The 17,816-nt window shown below is 64.3% G+C and carries 16 protein-coding genes; 8 read left to right on the top strand and 8 right to left on the bottom strand.

From position 1 onward, the window contains the following. Positions 1-37: 37 nt before the first annotated feature. From ACT6QU_RS01675 to ACT6QU_RS01655, 5 genes are all read left to right on the top strand, one after another. On the top strand, positions 38-1,039 hold the full coding sequence (locus ACT6QU_RS01675; RefSeq protein ID WP_444563116.1) for a sulfate ABC transporter substrate-binding protein: 1,002 nt from the start codon (positions 38-40) through the stop codon (positions 1,037-1,039). 244 nt (positions 1,040-1,283) lie between these two features. Continuing rightward, on the top strand, positions 1,284-2,108 hold the full coding sequence (gene cysT / locus ACT6QU_RS01670; protein WP_444563115.1) for a sulfate ABC transporter permease subunit CysT: 825 nt from the start codon (positions 1,284-1,286) through the stop codon (positions 2,106-2,108). Between the two features lie 2 nt (positions 2,109-2,110). Next, a complete protein-coding gene (gene cysW / locus ACT6QU_RS01665; RefSeq protein ID WP_444563114.1) occupies positions 2,111-2,992 on the top strand; it encodes a sulfate ABC transporter permease subunit CysW in 882 nt (293 codons plus the stop codon). Then, a complete protein-coding gene (locus tag ACT6QU_RS01660; RefSeq protein WP_444563113.1) occupies positions 2,989-4,011 on the top strand; it encodes a sulfate/molybdate ABC transporter ATP-binding protein in 1,023 nt (340 codons plus the stop codon). The genes cysW and ACT6QU_RS01660 overlap by 4 nt, the downstream gene beginning before the upstream one ends. A gap of 95 nt (positions 4,012-4,106) precedes the next feature. Next, on the top strand, positions 4,107-5,855 hold the full coding sequence (locus tag ACT6QU_RS01655) for a DEAD/DEAH box helicase (protein ID WP_444563112.1): 1,749 nt from the start codon (positions 4,107-4,109) through the stop codon (positions 5,853-5,855). A gap of 33 nt (positions 5,856-5,888) precedes the next feature. Here ACT6QU_RS01655 and ACT6QU_RS01650 read toward each other — a convergent pair whose 3' ends face one another. Next, entirely contained in the window at positions 5,889-6,170 is a 282-nt protein-coding gene (locus tag ACT6QU_RS01650; protein WP_444563111.1) for a PepSY domain-containing protein, read from the bottom strand. A 26-nt stretch (positions 6,171-6,196) separates the two neighbouring features. Then, complete coding sequence (parC, locus tag ACT6QU_RS01645; RefSeq protein ID WP_444563110.1) at positions 6,197-8,479, bottom strand: DNA topoisomerase IV subunit A; 2,283 nt, start codon at positions 8,477-8,479, stop codon at positions 6,197-6,199. A 170-nt stretch (positions 8,480-8,649) separates the two neighbouring features. Between parC and ACT6QU_RS01640 the strand changes: the two genes are divergently transcribed. Next, complete coding sequence (locus ACT6QU_RS01640) at positions 8,650-9,816, top strand: hypothetical protein (RefSeq protein WP_444563109.1); 1,167 nt, start codon at positions 8,650-8,652, stop codon at positions 9,814-9,816. 13 nt (positions 9,817-9,829) lie between these two features. On the opposite strand, the gene ACT6QU_RS01635 is transcribed toward ACT6QU_RS01640, so the two are convergent. The 5 genes from ACT6QU_RS01635 to ACT6QU_RS01615 form a co-directional block, all read right to left on the bottom strand. Then, on the bottom strand, positions 9,830-10,417 hold the full coding sequence (locus tag ACT6QU_RS01635; RefSeq protein ID WP_444563259.1) for a DUF922 domain-containing Zn-dependent protease: 588 nt from the start codon (positions 10,415-10,417) through the stop codon (positions 9,830-9,832). Then, on the bottom strand, positions 10,417-11,049 hold the full coding sequence (locus ACT6QU_RS01630) for a pyroglutamyl-peptidase I family protein (protein WP_444563108.1): 633 nt from the start codon (positions 11,047-11,049) through the stop codon (positions 10,417-10,419). The genes ACT6QU_RS01635 and ACT6QU_RS01630 overlap by 1 nt, the downstream gene beginning before the upstream one ends. A 15-nt stretch (positions 11,050-11,064) precedes the next feature. After that, positions 11,065-12,858 carry an aspartate--tRNA ligase gene (gene aspS, locus ACT6QU_RS01625; RefSeq protein ID WP_444563107.1) on the bottom strand — a complete coding sequence of 598 codons (1,794 nt, stop codon included), beginning with the start codon at positions 12,856-12,858 and terminating at the stop codon, positions 11,065-11,067. A gap of 129 nt (positions 12,859-12,987) precedes the next feature. Then, entirely contained in the window at positions 12,988-13,278 is a 291-nt protein-coding gene (locus ACT6QU_RS01620) for a type II toxin-antitoxin system RelE/ParE family toxin (RefSeq protein WP_444563106.1), read from the bottom strand. Beyond that, on the bottom strand, positions 13,271-13,549 hold the full coding sequence (locus ACT6QU_RS01615; RefSeq protein WP_444563105.1) for a type II toxin-antitoxin system ParD family antitoxin: 279 nt from the start codon (positions 13,547-13,549) through the stop codon (positions 13,271-13,273). The genes ACT6QU_RS01620 and ACT6QU_RS01615 overlap by 8 nt, the downstream gene beginning before the upstream one ends. A gap of 266 nt (positions 13,550-13,815) precedes the next feature. On the opposite strand from ACT6QU_RS01615, the gene ACT6QU_RS01610 reads away from it, so the two are divergent. Both ACT6QU_RS01610 and rnd read left to right on the top strand, forming a co-directional pair. Continuing rightward, positions 13,816-15,054 (top strand): MFS transporter, encoded by a 1,239-nt coding sequence (locus ACT6QU_RS01610; protein ID WP_444563104.1) that lies wholly within the window; start codon positions 13,816-13,818, stop codon positions 15,052-15,054. A 77-nt stretch (positions 15,055-15,131) separates the two neighbouring features. Continuing rightward, positions 15,132-16,295, top strand: coding sequence for a ribonuclease D (gene rnd, locus ACT6QU_RS01605; RefSeq protein ID WP_444563103.1), 1,164 nt, complete (start codon positions 15,132-15,134; stop codon positions 16,293-16,295). Here the strand turns inward: rnd and ppx are convergent, their stop codons facing one another. After that, the gene (gene ppx, locus ACT6QU_RS01600; protein ID WP_444563102.1) at positions 16,296-17,813 is read right to left on the bottom strand and encodes an exopolyphosphatase; all 1,518 of its coding nucleotides are present in this window, start codon (positions 17,811-17,813) and stop codon (positions 16,296-16,298) included. Positions 17,814-17,816: the final 3 nt, after the last annotated feature.

Genomic DNA, 17,816 nt, shown 5'->3' with positions numbered 1-17,816 from the left:
GTTCCAATCATCCGCCATTTTGACGAGGAAAATTTCAATGAAGCGCCTCTTGCTCGCCGGCGTCGCCGCCGCCCTCCTCTTCGGTGCGCCTGCCCATGCGCAGCAGCCGACCTCGCTCCTCAACGCCTCCTACGACATTGCCCGCGAATTGTTCGCAGCGATCAACGCGGCGTTCATCCCCGCCCACAAGGAAGCGACCGGGCAGGACGTCACCGTCGACCAGTCCCATGCCGGAACGTCCCGCCAGGCACGTGCCATCGCCGAGGGGCTCGAGGCCGACGTCGTGACCTTCAACCAGGTCACGGACATCGACTTCCTCGTCCAGAACGGCTTCGTTTCCGAAGACTGGCAGAGCGAGTTCCCCAACCAGTCGTCGCCCTTCTATTCGCTGCCGTCCTTCCTCGTGCGCGAAGGTAATCCGAAGGGCATCGAGGACTGGGATGATCTCGTGCGCGAGGACGTCCAGGTCATCTTCCCGAACCCGAAGACCTCGGGCAATGCGCGCTACACCTATCTTGCGGCCTATGCCTACGCACTCGAAGCCTTCGATGGCGACGAGACCAAGGCGCAGGAATTCGTGAAGACGATCTTCGACAACGTTCCGGTCTTCGACACGGGCGGACGCGCCGCCACGACGACCTTCGTCGAGCGCCAGATCGGCGACGTGCTGATCACTTTCGAGGCGGAGACGAAGGCCATCGCGCGCGAGTTCGGCGAGGATCAGTATGATCTCATCACGCCTTCGGTCAGCCTTTTGGCCGAATTCCCCGTCGCCATCGTCGACCGCGTCGCCGAGCGTCGTGGTTCGGGTGAACTCGCCAAAGCCTATCTCGACTTCCTCTACACCGAGGACGGCCAGCGCATTGCCGCCGAAAACGGCCACCGCGTCGAGAACGAGGCGGTCGCGCCCGAATTCGCCGAAAATTTCCCCGAAGTTCGCCTCGTGACCGTCGAGGACGTGTTCGGCGGTTGGGACAAAGTGCAGGAAGAGCACTTCGCCTCCGGCGCGATCCTCGACCAGCTTTACGGCCAGCGTTAATTCGCTACACAGTGACTACCCATCCGGCGGGCTTCGGTCCGTCGGATTTCGTTTTGATGGATGATGAAATCGTGGCGTTCTACGTTGCCCCCCTCTGGCCTGCCGGCCCTCGACCCCGCAAGGAGGGAGATGGGGGAGTGGCGGACCATAGAGCGCGAGATAAACCCCCCCCCCGGGGAGATGGCCGGCAGGCCAGAGGGGGGCGCGAAGGATCGTATTCGTATCCGTCGAATGGGTTCGCGTCATGAGCCGCCGCCGCGTCATCCCCGGGCTGCCGCTCTCCCTTGGCATCACGCTCTTCTATGTCGGCCTCATCATCGCCCTGCCGCTGGGCGCGCTGATCTTCAAGGCCGCGAGCCTCGGGCCGGAAGCCTACTGGAACATCATCTCCTCCGAACGCGCGGTGGCCAGCTATCGCGTCACGGTGCTGTCCGCTCTGGCCGCCACGCTCTTCAACCTCGTCTTCGGTCTCGCGCTCGCCTGGGTTCTGGTGCGCTATTCCTTTCCCGGACGGCGGCTCGTCGACGCGATCGTCGACCTGCCCTTCGCACTGCCGACCGCCGTTGCCGGTATCGCGCTGACCACCCTCTTCGCCCCCAATGGCTGGTTCGGCGGCCCGCTTCTGGAGGCTGGCATCCGCGTCGCCTATACGCCGATCGGCATCATGATCGCGATGGCGTTCACCAGCCTGCCCTTCATCGTGCGCACCGTGCAGCCGGTGCTCGAAGACCTCGACCCGGCGCTCGAGGAAGCCGCGCAGTCACTCGGCGGCAGCGACCTGTCGATCTTCTGGCGCGTGATCCTGCCGATCCTCTGGCCCGCACTTCTGGCCGGCACGTCGCTCGCCTTTGCGCGCAGTCTCGGCGAGTTCGGCGCGATCATCTTCATTGCCGGCAACCAGCCCTTTTCGACCGAAATCACTGCGCTTCTCGCCTTCATCCGGCTTGAGGAATACGACTATCAGGCTGCCGCTGCGATCGCCTCCGTCATGCTGATAACCGCCTTCGTCATGCTCGCGGTGACCAATTTCATGCAGGCGCGGGCGCTGCGCTACACGGCGAGGAGCTGACCATGCGACATGCGACAGGACGTCCGCCAAGGATCGGCGACAGGCCAGCCATCCGCCGCGCGCTCATCGGCCTCGTGCTGATCACCGGCGCGCTTCTCATTCTCGCCCCGCTCCTGGTCATCGGTGTCCAGGCCTTTTCGATGGGCGTCGGCTATTTCGGCGCGACCATCGCCAACCCCGATACGCGCCATGCGATCTTCCTGACCGTCGCCACCGCGCTGATCGCGGTGCCGATCAACACCATCTTCGGCGTCGCTGCCGCATGGGCGGTGACGAAGTACGATTTCTGGGGCCGACGCTTCCTGATCGTCATCATCGAAATACCGTTCTCGATTTCGCCGATCGTCGCCGGCGTCGCCTATCTCTTCGTCTACGGACTGCAGGGCCTGTTCGGGCCGATGCTGCAATCGGCCGAGATCAAGGTGCTGTTCGCCCTGCCCGGCATCGTCCTCGCGTCGATGTTCGTAACCGCACCCTTCGTCGCCCGCGAGCTCATCCCGCTGATGCAGGCGCAGGGGCGCGACCTCGAAGAGGCCGCGACCTCGCTCGGCGCATCTGGCTGGCGCACGTTCTTCTCCGTCACGCTGCCCAACATCAAATGGGCGCTGCTCTATGGCGTCGTCCTGTGCAACGCCCGCGTGATGGGCGAGTTCGGCGCGGTGTCCGTCGTCTCGGGCAACATTCGCGGCCAGACCAACACGCTGCCGCTACACATCGAGCTGCTCTATCACGACTACAATTCCGTCGGCGCGTTCGCGGCCGCATCCATTCTCGCGCTGCTCGCCGTCGTGACCATCATCGCCAAGGTGCTGCTCGAGCGCCAGGGCGCCGGCCGCCGCTCGCGTCCCGCACTTGCCGCCCCCATCGTCGAGGCCAAGCCATGAAGATCGCCCTGAAGAACGTCGCCAAGACTTTCGACACGTTCCGCGCCGTGCGCGGCGTCTCGCTCGACATCGAAAGCGGCGAACTCGTCGCGCTGCTCGGGCCCTCCGGCTCCGGCAAGACGACGATCCTGCGCATGGTCGCGGGGCTCGAATATGCCGATGAGGGGCAGATCTTCTTCGGCGACGAGGATGCGACCGATATCCCCGTGCGCGAGCGTGGCGTCGGCTTCGTCTTCCAGCACTACGCGCTTTTCCCCCACATGACCGTCGGCGAAAACGTCGCCTTCGGCATGAAGGTGTCGAAGAAGAAGCGCTCCAAGGCCGACATCGCCGCGCGCGTCGGCGAACTCCTGCGCCTCGTGAAGCTGGACGGGCTTCAGGACCGCTTTCCGAACCAGATTTCCGGCGGCCAGCGCCAGCGCGTCGCCCTGGCCCGCGCGCTCGCGGTCGATCCGAAGGTGCTGCTGCTCGACGAGCCGTTCGGCGCGCTCGATGCCAATGTGCGCCGCGAACTGCGCCGCTGGCTGCGCGAAATCCATTCCGAACTCGGCATCACGACGCTGTTCGTCACGCACGACCAGGAAGAGGCGCTCGATCTTGCCGACCGCGTCGTCATTCTCGACGAGGGCAGGATCGTGCAGGAAGGCACGCCCGAAGAAGTGACGCGGCAGCCCAAATCGGCCTTCGTGGTGCGCTTCCTCGGCGACACCAACCGGCTCGGCGCGTCTGTCGCCAACGGCATGGCCGATCTCGGCGGCGCGTCCATCGCCGCGCCAGCGCTCGCGGACGGCAAGGCCGACGCCTATCTGCGGCCGAGCGATCTCACCTGGTCGGCGACCGGCGGCGGCATCCCCGCCTCGGTCGAGCGCGTTCTCGACCGCCCCGATTCCCGGCGCGTCATTGCCTTGACCGACCGCGGTGATCCGCTCGAATTCGACGTCGCGCCCGAAGTTGCGGTCAGGGCCGGTGACCGCGGCTTCGTCCAGATCGCCCGCGCGCAGCTTTTCGCAGCGTATTAGTCGCTTCTATACATTTGCGGCAAACCCGGGTAGGAAGGCGCAAAATTCAGCGCCGCGCCCGTTGCGCCCGCGCGCCCACTCCCGAAAGACGACCGATGACCGAATTCGAAGGCATTTTGCCTCCGCTTGCCGCCGCACTTGAAAAGCGCGGCTATTCCTCCCTGACTCCGGTGCAGAAGGCCGTGACCGGCTCCGAACTCGGAGATGCCGACGCGCTCGTCTCGGCGCAGACCGGCTCCGGCAAGACCGTCGCCTTCGGCCTCGCGCTCGCGCCGACGCTGCTTGGCGATGACGAGCGTTTCGGCCCCGCCGCCGCGCCGCTGGCGCTCGCCATCGCGCCGACGCGCGAGCTTGCCCTGCAGGTCAAGCGCGAGCTCGAGTGGCTTTATGCCGAGACCGGCGCCACCGTCGCCTCCTGCGTCGGCGGCATGGACATGCGCTCGGAGCGTCGCACGCTCGAACGTGGCGCGCAGATCGTCGTCGGCACGCCGGGCCGCCTGCGCGACCACATCACGCGCGGCTCGCTCCAGCTCGACGATATCCGTGCCGTGGTGCTCGACGAGGCCGACGAGATGCTCGATCTCGGCTTTCGCGAAGACCTCGAATTCATCCTCGAGGCCGCGCCCGACGAGCGCCGCACGCTGATGTTCTCGGCCACGGTCTCGAAGCCGATCGCCGAACTTGCCAAGAACTACCAGCGCAATGCCGTGCGCATCTCGACCGCTGCGGAAGCGCGCCAGCATGGCGACATCGAATATCGCGCGCTCACCGTCGCCGATGCCGACCGGGAGAACGCGATCATCAACGTTCTTCGCTACTACGAGCCGACCAACGCACTCGTCTTCTGCGCGACCCGTGCGGCGGTCAACCACATGACCGCGCGCTTCAACAATCGTGGTTTCTCGGTCGTTGCGCTCTCCGGCGAACTCAGCCAGAACGAGCGTACCCATGCGCTGCAGGCGATGCGCGACGGGCGCGCGCAGGTCTGCATCGCCACCGACGTCGCCGCGCGCGGCATCGACCTGCCAAACCTCGAACTCGTCATCCACGCCGACCTTCCGACCAACCGCGAGACGCTGCTTCACCGTTCGGGCCGTACCGGTCGCGCGGGCCGCAAGGGCATGAGCGTTCTGATCGTGCCGAACAAGGCCGGCAAGCGCGCGAGCCGGCTTCTTCAAAGTGCCTCTATCAACGCCCAGTGGGGCAAGCCGCCGACGGCGGAGGAAGTCGTGCAGCGTGACGACGAGCGCCTGCTCGCCGATCCCGCGCTCTCGGAGCCGATCACCGAGGACGTCGAGGAGTTCGTCCGCCAGATCCTCGAAAAGCATGGCGCCGAACAGGTCGCCGCCGCCTATGTCCGCGCCTATCGCGCGGGCCGTTCGGCGCCGGAAGATCTGATGGAGGTCAACTTCGTCGAGGATCGCAAGGCCGCCAAGGAGCGCGAGCCCTTCGGCGACGCCGCCTGGTTCTCGCTGTCCATCGGCCGCAAGCAGAATGCCGAGCCGCGCTGGCTGATTCCGATGCTGTGCCGCAACGGGAACCTGACCAAGAAGGACATCGGCGCCATCAAGATGATGCCGGAGGAAACCTTCGTCGAGATCGCCGCCGGCTCCGCCGACCGCTTCGCCGCGCTCATCGGCAAGAAGGGCGATCTCGAACGCGGTATCCGTGTAAAGCGGGTGGACGGCACGCCGGAATTCGCGCGCGACGCCAAGCCGGCGCATCGCGGCCAGAAGCCGGACCAGAAGTTCGAGAAGAAGGACTGGTCGAAGAAGCCCGGCAAGCCGAAGTTCGAAAAGCGCCCCGACGGCTTCAAGAAGAAGAAGCCGAAGCGCGAAGGCTGAAATCGAAGGGCGCCTTATGGCGCCCTGTCGAGACTATCGCGGTTGCCCCGATGCCGGATCGATGTCGATGTCGATCTTGGCGCCGTCGGCGCGGTAATATTCGATTTCCCAATAGCCGTCGCTGTCCCATTCGATTTCGTCGAAATAGCCAAAGCCGTCTTCGGCTTCGATCGTTGCGAGAATTTCTGAAAGCGGGATCGAGCCTGGCGCAGGCTGGGCGAGAGCGGGCAATGAGAGTCCGGCAGCGATCAACAGGCTGGCGGCGGCAAGTTGCAACTTCATCAAGAACTCCTCGGTTGGGTCGGTGAAGGCCAACGCAAGGTTGTAACGATGGTTTCTGGTTAGAACTTGCCCGTCCTTGGGAAGCCTTTCGGCACCATACGGCCGGCGCTGGCGCGATTGCCGATCCACTCGATCAGCTCGACCTGGCTTCGGGTGAAGGCGCGTCCGGCCGAATCCGTCCAGGTCAGCCCCGCCTCCATCGCGAAGGTCTTGGCGTCCGAAACGCCGCCATCCTTGTAGCGCTGCAGGCGCACGCCCTTGCCACGCGTCATTTCCGGCACCTCGACCAGCGGGAAGACGAGCAGCTTGCGGTTGTCGCCGACGATGGCGAGGTGGTCGCCCGAAACGGTCAGGCACAGCCGCGCCTCGTCCGGCGACTTGACGTTCATCACCTGCCTGCCCTTGCGGGTATTGGCGACGACTTCGCCTTCCGGCACGGTGAAGCCATAGCCTTCGCGGCTAACGAGCAGCAGCTTGCGCTGCGGATCGTGGACGAATGCGGTCAGGATGTCCTGGTCGTTTTCCATGTCGACCATGATCCGGATCGGCTCGCCATGCCCGCGCCCGCCCGGCAACCGGTCCGCTCCGAGCGTGTAGAACTTGCCGCCCGTGGTGAAGACGATGATCTTGTCGGTCGTCTGCGCATGGAAGGCGAGCTTGAGCTTGTCGCCTTCCTTGAACGTCAGCGCCGAGAAATCGGCCATGTGGCCCTTCATCGCCCGCAGCCAGCCCTTTTCGGACACGACGATTGTCACAGGCTCCTTCTCGATCATCGCGTGATGGATGTCGCCGACATCATGCTCCGGCGCGTCGGCAAACTGCGTGCGGCGGCGCCCGAGATCAGTGTGCGAGCCGAACTTGTCGCGGATCTTCTCGACCTCCCAGCGGATCGTCTTCCACTGCTTGGCCTCGGAGGCCAGCAGGCCTTCGATCTGCGCCTTCTCGGCGGTCAGAGCCTCATGCTCCTTGCGGATCTCAAACTCCTCCAGCTTGCGCAGATTGCGCAAGCGCATGTTGAGGATGGCTTCGGCCTGGATGTCTGTCAGGTCCCAGCGGGCGATCATCACCTTCTTGGGCTCATCTTCCTCGCGGATGATGCGGATGACCTCGTCGATGTTGAGGTATGCAATCAGAAGACCGCCGAGGATTTCCAGCCGCCGTTCGATCTCCGCCAGCCGGTGGCGCGAGCGGCGGATCAGAACTTCCTTGCGATGCTCCAGCCACTCGACGAGCACGCCCTTGAGCGACAGCACGTTCGGCACCTTGCCGCGCGTCAGGACGTTCATGTTGAGCGGGAAGCGGCTTTCGAGCTCGGTCAGCTTGAAAACGGATTCCATCAGCAGCGCTGGGTCGACCAGCCGGCTTTTCGGCACCAGCACGAGGCGGATGTCCTCCGCGCTTTCGTCGCGCACATCGTCGAGCAGCGGCAGCTTGCGGGCCAGCAGGAGTTCGGCGATCTTCTCGACCAGCCGCGCCTTCTGGACGCCGTAGGGAATCTCGGTGACGACGATCTGGTAGGTGCCCCTGCCCTGGTCCTCCTGCTCCCACCTCGCTCGCACGCGGAACGAGCCGCGCCCGGTCTTGTAAGCCTGCGCGATCATGTCGAAATCGTCGACGATGATGCCGCCGGTCGGGAAGTCCGGCCCGCGCACCATGTTCTCGTCCGGATCGGTCGGGTGCGGCTCGCGGGTCAGGAGGTCCTCGACCTCCGCGTCCGGATGGTCGATCAGGTGCAGCGCGGCCTTGCAGAGTTCTGCGAGGTTGTGCGGCGGCACCGACGTCGCCATGCCGACGGCGATGCCGGACGAGCCGTTGGCGAGAAGGTTCGGGAACGCGCCCGGCAGGACGACCGGTTCCTCGTCCTCCTCATTATAGGTCGGGCGAAAATCGACCGCATCCTCGGTGATGCCGGCCAGAAGCTCGGTCGTCACCTCGGTCATGCGCGCTTCGGTGTAGCGCATGGCGGCGGCGTTATCGCCGTCGATATTGCCGAAATTGCCCTGCCCGTCGACGAGCGGATAACGCACCGAGAAAGACTGCGCGAGGCGCACCAGCGCGTCATAGATTGACTGGTCGCCATGCGGGTGGAACTTGCCCATCACCTCGCCGACGATGCGCGCGCACTTGGCAAAGCCCTGCTCGGGGTTCAGCCGCAGGAGGCGCATCGCGTGGACGATGCGGCGGTGGACCGGCTTCAGCCCGTCGCGCACGTCGGGGAGCGCCCGGTGCATGATGGTCGAGAGCGCATAGGCCAGATAGCGCTCTTCGAGCGCCTTCTTCAGGTCGACCGGCTCGATATGATCGCCGTCTCCGGCGCCAGGCGGCAAAAGGCTTTTTCCCATGGCTATGGCTTAAACAGCCGGGGGATTCGCAGCAAGGCCACGCGCCGCCGCACCCCGTGTCAATCCACCGAAAAGCGCCACCCCATGATTTTGTGCCACAGAAACATCATTTGCGTTTTCGCCACGTCTGCGGTCATTCTCGCCGCAACTCAGACAGCAAGGTGCCTCCCATGCAGACCGTTGCAAACAGATTGAAGACACTGGCGCTTGGCGCAGCATTTGCGGCAACCACGCTCTCGGGCGCTTTCGCGCAGGATGTCGACGCTGCGCTCCAGCGCATGAAGGAACTGATGGCGGAACAGGGCGTCCAGCTCGACTGGACGAACGCCGCCATCTCCGGCTCCGATGTCAGGTTGACAGGCGTTACCGTCACGTCCGACGGTGAGTCCCGACCGATCGGCGACATCGACGTTTCGGGCGTGTCCGATGCCGATGGCGGTTACCAAATCGGCCGAATCGCGATGCCGACGTCAACCGCAACCGAGGCGGGAACGACCCTGACGATGACCGATCTCGTCATGGACGAGGTCTTCCTACCCAATGAGGGCGCAGAGAATTTTCTCTACGAGCGGGCAGCGCTCGGTTCGCTCCGTCTCGAAGCGGAAGGACGCGAGATATTCGCGCTCGCCAATCTCAATGTGGAAATCACGCCGCCCGAGGGCGATGGCGAACTTGCCTTTACGGGCGGGGCCGAGCGTTTCTCGACCGACCTGACCGTCACAGACGACGCCAGCCAAAGGCAGGTGCTGTCGCGACTGGGCTACGAACAAGTCACAGGCAGCATGGACTTTGCCGGAAGCTGGGCGACGAGCGACGGTAGGCTCAAAGTCTCTCAATATGATCTGGTCGTAGACGACGCCGGAACGCTCGGCATCACCTTCGACGTGAGCGGGTACACGCCGGCCTTCGCGAAGGCTTTGCGCGAGACCTCGCAGCGCATGAGTGCAAGTTCGGAAGCCGAGCAGTCGCGCCAGGGGCTGGCCATGCTCGGCCTGATGCAGCAGCTCAACCTGCACGGGCTGGAAATCAGCTACGACGATTCGTCTCTGACCCCGAAAGTGCTGGAATTTGCCGCAGAGGATCAAGGCGTTTCGGCGGCCGACGTCGCCAACCAGACCAAGGCCGTCCTGCCCTTCATGATGGCCGGGATCAACGCGCCACAGCTTTCGCAAATGGTGACGGCGGCGCTGTCGCAATTCCTGGACAACCCGCAATCGCTGACGATCCGCGCCGCGCCGGCCCAGCCCGTCCCGTTCTCGATGCTGCTTGCCGCCGGCATGGCCTCGCCCGACGCGCTCGTGCAGCAGTTGAACCTGAGCGTGACGGCGAACGACTAGGCGTCGAGCAAAGTCAGCCGTTGACGAGGGTCAGGATGAGCTGGTGGATGTTGCCGCCATTGCCCATCTCGACCCGGTCGAAATCCCGGCTCTTCTGGCGCTGCGCCTGCGATAGTTCGCCGAGCCGCGCCTGAAGCTTCTGGCGCACCTTCTGGCAGCCTGCGTCGTCGGGCGCGGTCAAGCCCACCGAATAGGCTTCGATGGCGCGGACCATGTCCTTGATGTCCTCGCCATGCACGTTCTCATGGGCGCGGATGCCCTCGATGAAACGATCCCAGTTGCGCTGCATGTCCGCAGACAGGCTGCTCGACGGCTTGGGCAGCGCATAGGTGATGATCAGATGCGGACGCGCGGTGACCAGCACGCAGGAACCGTCCGGCTGCGGCTGGTAGTCGCGCGACCACTTCAGATCGAAATTCGTGTAGGCGATGGCGCGGCCGATGCCGATCTTGGGGCCGTTCGCGCCGATCGACTGGTAGAGCTCGATGCCGGTTGTGCCGGAGATCGAATAGGGCTCGACACGTTCGACGGCTTCCCAATTGGCCCGGGCGGCAGGAATGGCCGTGGCGACCAGCACCAGCACTAACAGTGCACGTCGCATCATGATCCGCCCCATGCATCAATCGCCGCCGACAGGATGATGTCCGCGCCGCGGCGCAGATCGGCGAGCGATAAGGTCGCTCCGGTCGCCGAAACGTCAATATCGAGCGGCGGGACGTGGATGAAGCCCGTCATCGTCGGCTTCAGGCCGTCGCAGGCATGGGCAGCGGAAAGCGTGAAGACCGTGTTGCACAGATAGCCGCCGGCATCGTCCGACCACTCGACCGGCAGGCCCGCTGCGGCGAGACGTTGTTCGATCTCTTCGAGCGGCAAGGTCGAAGCGATGGTTTCAGGACCGGCGCAGATCGCGGCCGCCGCAGGCAAATTGCCAAGATTGTCCGGCCGCGCCTTGGCGTTGGTGTTGCGGGCAACGCGTTCGAATCGGAAACCCGTACATTCGCGCGCAAGCCCGAAATGCAACGCGATGTCCGGCTGGAAATCGGCGCAAATCGAGGCGAGTTGCGGGGTAATCGTGTCGTACTCGACCGAAAGCACAGCCGTCTTCAGATCTGCATCAATTGCGGGCGGTGTCTCGCGCAGACTTCCCACCAGCGCCTCGGTCGGGTTGACCGGCGCGCCGGGGAAGACCGAAAATCCCGTCAGGAGAATGCGCGGGCGACGCTGCTCGGTCATGCCGCCCGCCATCCGTCACGCGTCCTTCTTCGCCGTCGGCGCGACGCGCAGATGGAGTTCGCGCAATTGCTGCGGCGTTGCCGGCGACGGAGCGTTCATCAGCAAGTCCTGAGCCTGCTGGTTCATCGGGAACATGGTCACTTCGCGCAGGTTCTTGGCGCCGACCAGCAACATGACGATGCGGTCGATGCCGGCCGCCATGCCGCCATGCGGCGGCGCGCCGTACTGGAAAGCGCGATAGAGGCCGCCAAAGCGCTCCTCGACCGTCTCTCGGCTGAGGCCCACCATCTCGAACGCCTTGACCATCGTCTCCGGCAAATGGTTGCGGATGCCGCCCGACGCGATCTCGAAGCCGTTGCAGACCATGTCGTACTGGAACGCCTTCAGCGCCAGCGGATCGTCGCCCTGCAAGCCCTCCATGCCGCCCTGCGGCATCGAGAACGGGTTGTGGGCGAAGTCGATCTTCTTTTCGTCCTCGTTCCATTCGAAGAACGGGAAATCGACGATCCAGCACAATTCGAACCGATCTTGATCGATGAGGTTCAGTTCTTCGCCTGCGCGGGTGCGTGCGGCGCCTGCAAACGAGACGAACTTCTTCGGATCGCCCGCAACGAAGAAGCAGGCGTCGCCATCGTCGAGCCCGAGTTGCTGGCGGACAGCCTCGGTGCGCTCTTCACCGATGTTCTTGGCGAGCGGGCCGGCGCCTTCGAGCTTGTCGCCTTCCTTGCGCCAGAAGATATAGCCGAGACCCGGCTGGCCCTCGCCCTGCGCCCAGGAGTTCATCCGGTCGCAGAATGCGCGCGAGCCGCCGGTCTTCGCCGGAATCGCCCAGATCTGGTTCTGCTCGCCTGAAGCGAGGATGTTGGCGAACACCTTGAAGCCCGAGCCGCGGAAATGGTCGGAGACGTCCTGCATCTCGATCGGATTGCGCAGGTCCGGCTTGTCGGAACCGTATTTGCGCATGGCCTCGTCATAGGCGATGCGCGGGAATTTCTGCGTCACCGGCTTGCCGTTCGCAAACGTCTCGAACACCTGCCGCAGCACCGGCTCCATGGTGGCGAGCACGTCTTCCTGCTCGACGAAGCTCATTTCGAGGTCGAGCTGGTAGAACTCGCCCGGCAGGCGGTCGGCGCGCGGGTCCTCGTCGCGGAAGCAGGGTGCGATCTGGAAATAGCGGTCGAAGCCGGAGACCATGATCAACTGCTTGTAGATCTGCGGCGCCTGGGGCAGCGCGTAGAACGTGCCTTCGTGCAGGCGCGATGGCACGAGGAAATCGCGCGCGCCTTCCGGCGAGGAGGCCGTCAGGATCGGCGTCGAATATTCGGTGAAGCCGACATCGGCCATGCGCTTGCGCATTTCCGCGATGATCTTCGTGCGCTGCACGATGTTGCGGTGAAGCGTCTCGCGGCGCAGGTCGAGGAAGCGGTATTTGAGGCGGATGTCCTCGGGATAGTCCGGCTCGCCGAAGACCGGCAGCGGCAGTTCCTTCGCCTTCGACAGCACTTCCATGTCGCGCGCGAAGATCTCGATCTCGCCGGTCGGCAGGTTCGCGTTGACCGTCTCGTCCATGCGCGCCTTGACCACGCCGTCGACGCGGATTACCCACTCGCCGCGCACCGTCTCGGCGACCTTGAAACAGGGCGAATCGGGATCGGCGACGATCTGCGTCAGCCCGTAATGGTCACGCATGTCGATGAACAGCAGCCCGCCATGGTCGCGCACGCGATGCACCCATCCCGACAGGCGCACATTCGCGCCGACGTCGCTCTTTCGAAGTTGCGCGCAAGTGTGGCTGCGATAGGCGTGCATGGGAGGTTCTTCCGAGTTCTGGCTGGCAACGAGGGATGCCCTGGGCACCCCGAAAATCGGCGCGACAAGCGCACGCAGTGTCGCTTTTGTCAAGTTTTGCCGGTCGTCGGTATGGTTGAGCGGATCAGCTCAAAGGTCCAGTCCGCGCAGGCTTCGGGCGTGAACGACCGCGACGACCACGATGCCTTCGCTTTCTTCGCGGTAGAAGATCACATGACTGCCGTGCTCATGCCGACGAAGGCCATTGCGAATGGAATCGGCGCGGCGGCCCATCTTGCGGAACTGAGCCAACTTGTCGAACACGCCCTTCAGTTCTTCGAAATAGCGCGCGGCCTGTCGCTCGCCGAACTGTTCGAAACCGTAGACGAATATGCTTGAAAGGTCTGCGTCCGCCCGCTCGCTCAGCCGATACTCAGTCACGCAGCGTACCGCTCAGTCTCGCCATCTCCTTGGCTTCGGCAAATATGTCGTCGAGCGACCGATTGCTGATGCCGCTCGCCATTCCCTCATCGATGATCCGGCGCAACTCCTCCATGCGCACTTCCTTGTCGCGCTCCGCCTCTCGCTTTTCGCGGTCGCGTCGGATGAGGTCGCGGACATAATCGCTGGAACTGGCGAAATAGCCGGCTTCGAGTTGATCCTCGACCCACTCCTTCATCTTCTCGGGCAGGGAAATGGTCATTGTCGCCATAAGAATCTCCATATTTGTGAGTGATCGTAACAGAGATAAGCAAAATTCATAAATAATGTGAAGCACGCTCACCGCGCAGCTTTGGCCGAACCCGATGCGATCCCCATTCAGCAAGTTCGCCGTCGACGATCCCGCGTCCACAGTGCAAGCGTTCGAGCCGCTGGCTGTCACCCACGATGCCTGTGGGGTCACCCTCAAGGCCGGATTGGATCATGGCCTCGCGCCGCGGCGCGGACTATAGAACGAAGAACCCGGCCCGGATTCCCATGACCTCCATCCGCCCTCTCCTTCCCCTGCTCCTCGCCGCCGGCATCCTGCTCGCCGGCAATGGACTGCAGGGCACGCTGATCGCACTGCGAGGCCAGGAGGAAGGCTTTTCGACCGGCCTCATCGGCGTCATCGGCGCGGCCTATTTCGCCGGTTTCTTCCTCGGCTGCATGACGATCACGCAGATGCTGCGCGCGGTCGGACACATACGCTGCTTCGCTGCGCTCGCCGCCCTTGCCGCGAGCGGCACGCTGACGCTGGTTCTGTTCGTCGATCCGGTGCTGTGGATCATCGTCCGCTTCATCATCGGCTTCTGTTTCGCCGGCCTCTTCACCGTGATGGAAAGCTGGATCAATTCCAGCGTCGGCAACGAGGCGCGCGGGCGCGCGACTGCCGTCTATCGCGTCATCGATCTCGTCGGCACCACCTTGTCCCAGTTCATGATCCCGCTTTTCGGCATCGAGGGCTTCACGATCTTCGGCGTGATGGCGATCATGATCACGCTGTCGCTCGTGCCGGTCTCGCTCGGCGACCGCTCGAACCCCAAGCCGCCGGTGGAACTGAAGCTCGACCTGAAGAGCGTCTGGCTGATCTCACCGCTCGCCTGCATCGGCTCGGCAGTCGCGGGGCTCGCCAACAGCGCGTTTCGTCTCGTCGGCCCGCTCTACGCGCAGTCGATCGGCATGAATGTCGGCGAGATCGCGACCTTCATCTCATTGGGCGTCATCGGCGGCGTCGTGCTGCAATATCCGCTCGGATCCCTGTCTGACCGCTGGGACCGGCGCAAGACCCTGCTGCTGACGTCGGCCGCTGCAATGCTGGCCGCGCTCGCGCTCGCGCTGGCGACCGACGCGGGCAGCCTGATCCATTTCGCGCTGATCCTGATATTCTCGGCCTTCGCCATGCCGATCTACTCGCTGGCGGCGGCGCATGGTAACGACAATGCGGACGAAGGCGGCTATGTGAAGGTCGCGGCCGCGCTGATGTTCTTCTATGCCATCGGTGCCGTGATCGGCCCCCTCGCCTCTTCGGCGCTGCTGACGCAGTTCGGCAATTCGGCGCTCTTCTTCTATCTGGTCGGCGTCTATGCGATATTCATCTGCGTCACGCTCTACCGGATGCGCGTGCGCGCCGCCCCGCCGCGTGCAGAGCGCGGCCGCTTCACCGCGCTTTTGCGAACCTCGCCGTTCTTCGCCAAGCTTGCGTACAAGCCGGGCAAGGCCGACAGGCAGAACTGAGCCGTGTCGAGAATCCGGTTGACGCACGGTCGATCGGCTGTGAATGAGAAGCAAAGGACAGGATAGCCAAGCAAGACATGCATCTCATTCAGGATCAGGCCGAACTCGAAGCCGTCGTCGCCCAGCTCGAACAGTCGAGCTTCGTCACCGTCGATACCGAATTCATTCGCGAGACGACGTTCTGGCCGATCCTGTGCCTGATCCAGATGGCCGCGCCCGGCGTTACGGCGCTCGTCGATCCGCTTTCCAAGAACATCGACCTCGCGCCGTTCTTCCGCCTCATGGCGAACGAGAAGGTCATCAAGGTCTTCCATGCTGCACGGCAGGACATCGAGATCGTCTTCCATCTCGGCGACATGATCCCGCATCCCGTCTTTGACACGCAGGTCGCGGCGATGGTCTGCGGCTTCGGCGACAGCGTCTCCTACGACCAGCTCGTCCAACGGATCACCGGAACCCGGCTCGACAAGTCGTCGCGCTTCACCGACTGGCGCCATCGCCCGCTTTCCGACAAGCAGCTCGAATATGCTCTGGCAGACGTCACCTACCTGATCGAGGTCTACGAATATCTGCGCGCCGAACTCGAGCGCGAAGACCGTGCGCACTGGCTGACCGAAGAAATGGACGTCCTCACGGCCCGCGAGACCTACGATCCGCATCCCGACGATGCCTGGAAGCGGCTCAAGATGCGCGTGCGCAAGCCGCAGGAACTGGCGATCGTGCAGGCGCTGGCCGCCTGGCGCGACCGCGAGGCCCGCGAGCGCGACGTGCCGCGCCAGCGGGTCGTCAAGGACGACGCCATTTACGAGATCGCGCAGCAAGGCCCGCGCGACAGCCAGGCGCTTGGGCGACTGCGTTCGACGCCGAAAGGCTGGGAGCGTTCGTCGACCGCAGCGGCGCTGCTCGAAATCGTCAATCAGGCGCTCGACCTGCCGAAGGAGCAGCTTCCCAGGATGCCCAAGCAGGTTCACCAGCCGGAAGGATCGGGCGCAGCCGTCGAACTCCTCAAGGTGCTGCTCAAGCTGATCGCCGAAAAGGAAGGCGTCGCGCCAAAAGTGCTCGCATCGGGCGACGATCTCGAAAAGATCGCCGGCGAAGGCGAGAACGCCACGGTACCCGCCTTGTCGGGCTGGCGCCGCGAAGTCTTCGGCGAACGCGCGCTGCAACTCGTGCGCGGCGAGGTCGGCTTGAAATTCGAGAAGCGCCGGGTCGTCGCGTTCGATATCGCCGACGGCGAATAGCTATTCGCCGTCGACCACCAGTTCCATCGGCCGCCCCAGAACCTTGGACAACTGCGCCATGCGCCCGGCGGGGCGCTCGCCCATCAGGCCGGCATGCTCGGCGGGGATGACGAGGCAGAGCGTGCCGTCGGGCCGCGTGCGCCAGGTCAGATTCGGAATGATGCCCGGCATCGAGGCCGAGAGCAGATAGACGACGCGCAGCACCGCGCCGAGAACGCGGGCGCGCTCGACATAATGGGGCGTTGCCAGCGCCCGCATCTCCGGCGAGACGGAGTCTTCGAAGACGCCCTCGTGCCGGAACAGGTTCGCCAGCGCGATGAAGGCGCGGCCGGGGTGGTCGACGCCGATGAACGAGGCGTGGGCGATGATGTTGAGCGACTGCGTGCCGCGATATTCGGGGTGCGCGCGCCAGCCGATATCGGCGAGCAGGCATGCCGCCTGCCGGTAGCGCGAATCCGCTTCGCTTTCCTCGATGCCGAAGGTGCGGAAGCTTGTCCCCGTCCATTCGGCGAGTTCGCGCGAATGGGTGACCGATCGGGCGCGCAGGATCGCCAGTTCCTCGGCGGCGGAGATCAGCGGGTCCTTCTGCTTTTCCTCGTCTGATAGCAGCGAATAAAGATAGCCCTCGCGCACGCCAAGCGCCGAGACCACCACCTTTTCCGGCTTCATCGAGCGCATGACTTCCAGCAGCGTCGTCGCGCCGTAAGGCAAGAGCCCGCGCCGGTTCTTGGAGATCCGGTCGATGCCCTTGACCTTGTCGAGTTCGCCCGAAGCCACCTGCTTCAGGAAATCCGAAAGGCCCTCCATCGGCATTTCGTAGTGGTGCATCACGTTGAGGCGGTAGCCGTTCACCATCATGTGGAGGCGGGCGAGATTTCGCCACGTGCCGCCGACGCAATAGAAGGTGCGGCCCTGTCCGGCGCGCAGAAGCTGCGCGCGGATCAGTTCGGTGCGCGCGATCTTGGTCGCGGCCGTTGGCGCGTTCTGTGCCATCTCCTGCAGGCGAAGCCCGCCGAGCGGCAGCGTGATGCCGTCGCCAATCGTCTCGCCCGAAACATCGACGAGTTCGAGGCTGCCGCCGCCGAGATCGCCGGCGATGCCGTCGGCCGGATGAAAGCCGGAAATGATGCCGAGCGCGGAATAGTAGGCTTCCTGCCGGCCGGTCAGAACCTTGATCTTCGTGCCGAGAATGTCCTCGGCGCGCGAGATGAAGTCCGGCCCGTTTTCCGCCTCGCGCGCGGCGGCGGTCGCGATGACGTGCAGGTTTTCGGCGCCCGCCTGCTCGGATAGGGCGCGGAAGCGGCCGAATTCCTCGACCGCGCGGCGTACGCCATCGGGGTCGAGCTTGCCGGTCGTCACGATGCCGCGGCCAAGGCCCGCCAGCATCTTTTCGTTGAAGAGCACGGTCGGCGAGCGCGCGATGCCTTCATAGATGACGAGACGGATGGAGTTCGAGCCGATGTCGATGATCGACAGCGGACGCCGGTCCTGCAACCGGCCCTGGGAGGTGGCGATCATGCG

It is taken from the genome of Aliihoeflea sp. (genome assembly GCF_052435475.1).
Taxonomy (GTDB): domain Bacteria; phylum Pseudomonadota; class Alphaproteobacteria; order Rhizobiales; family Rhizobiaceae; genus Aliihoeflea.
This window is presented reverse-complemented; position numbering and strand designations above follow the sequence as displayed.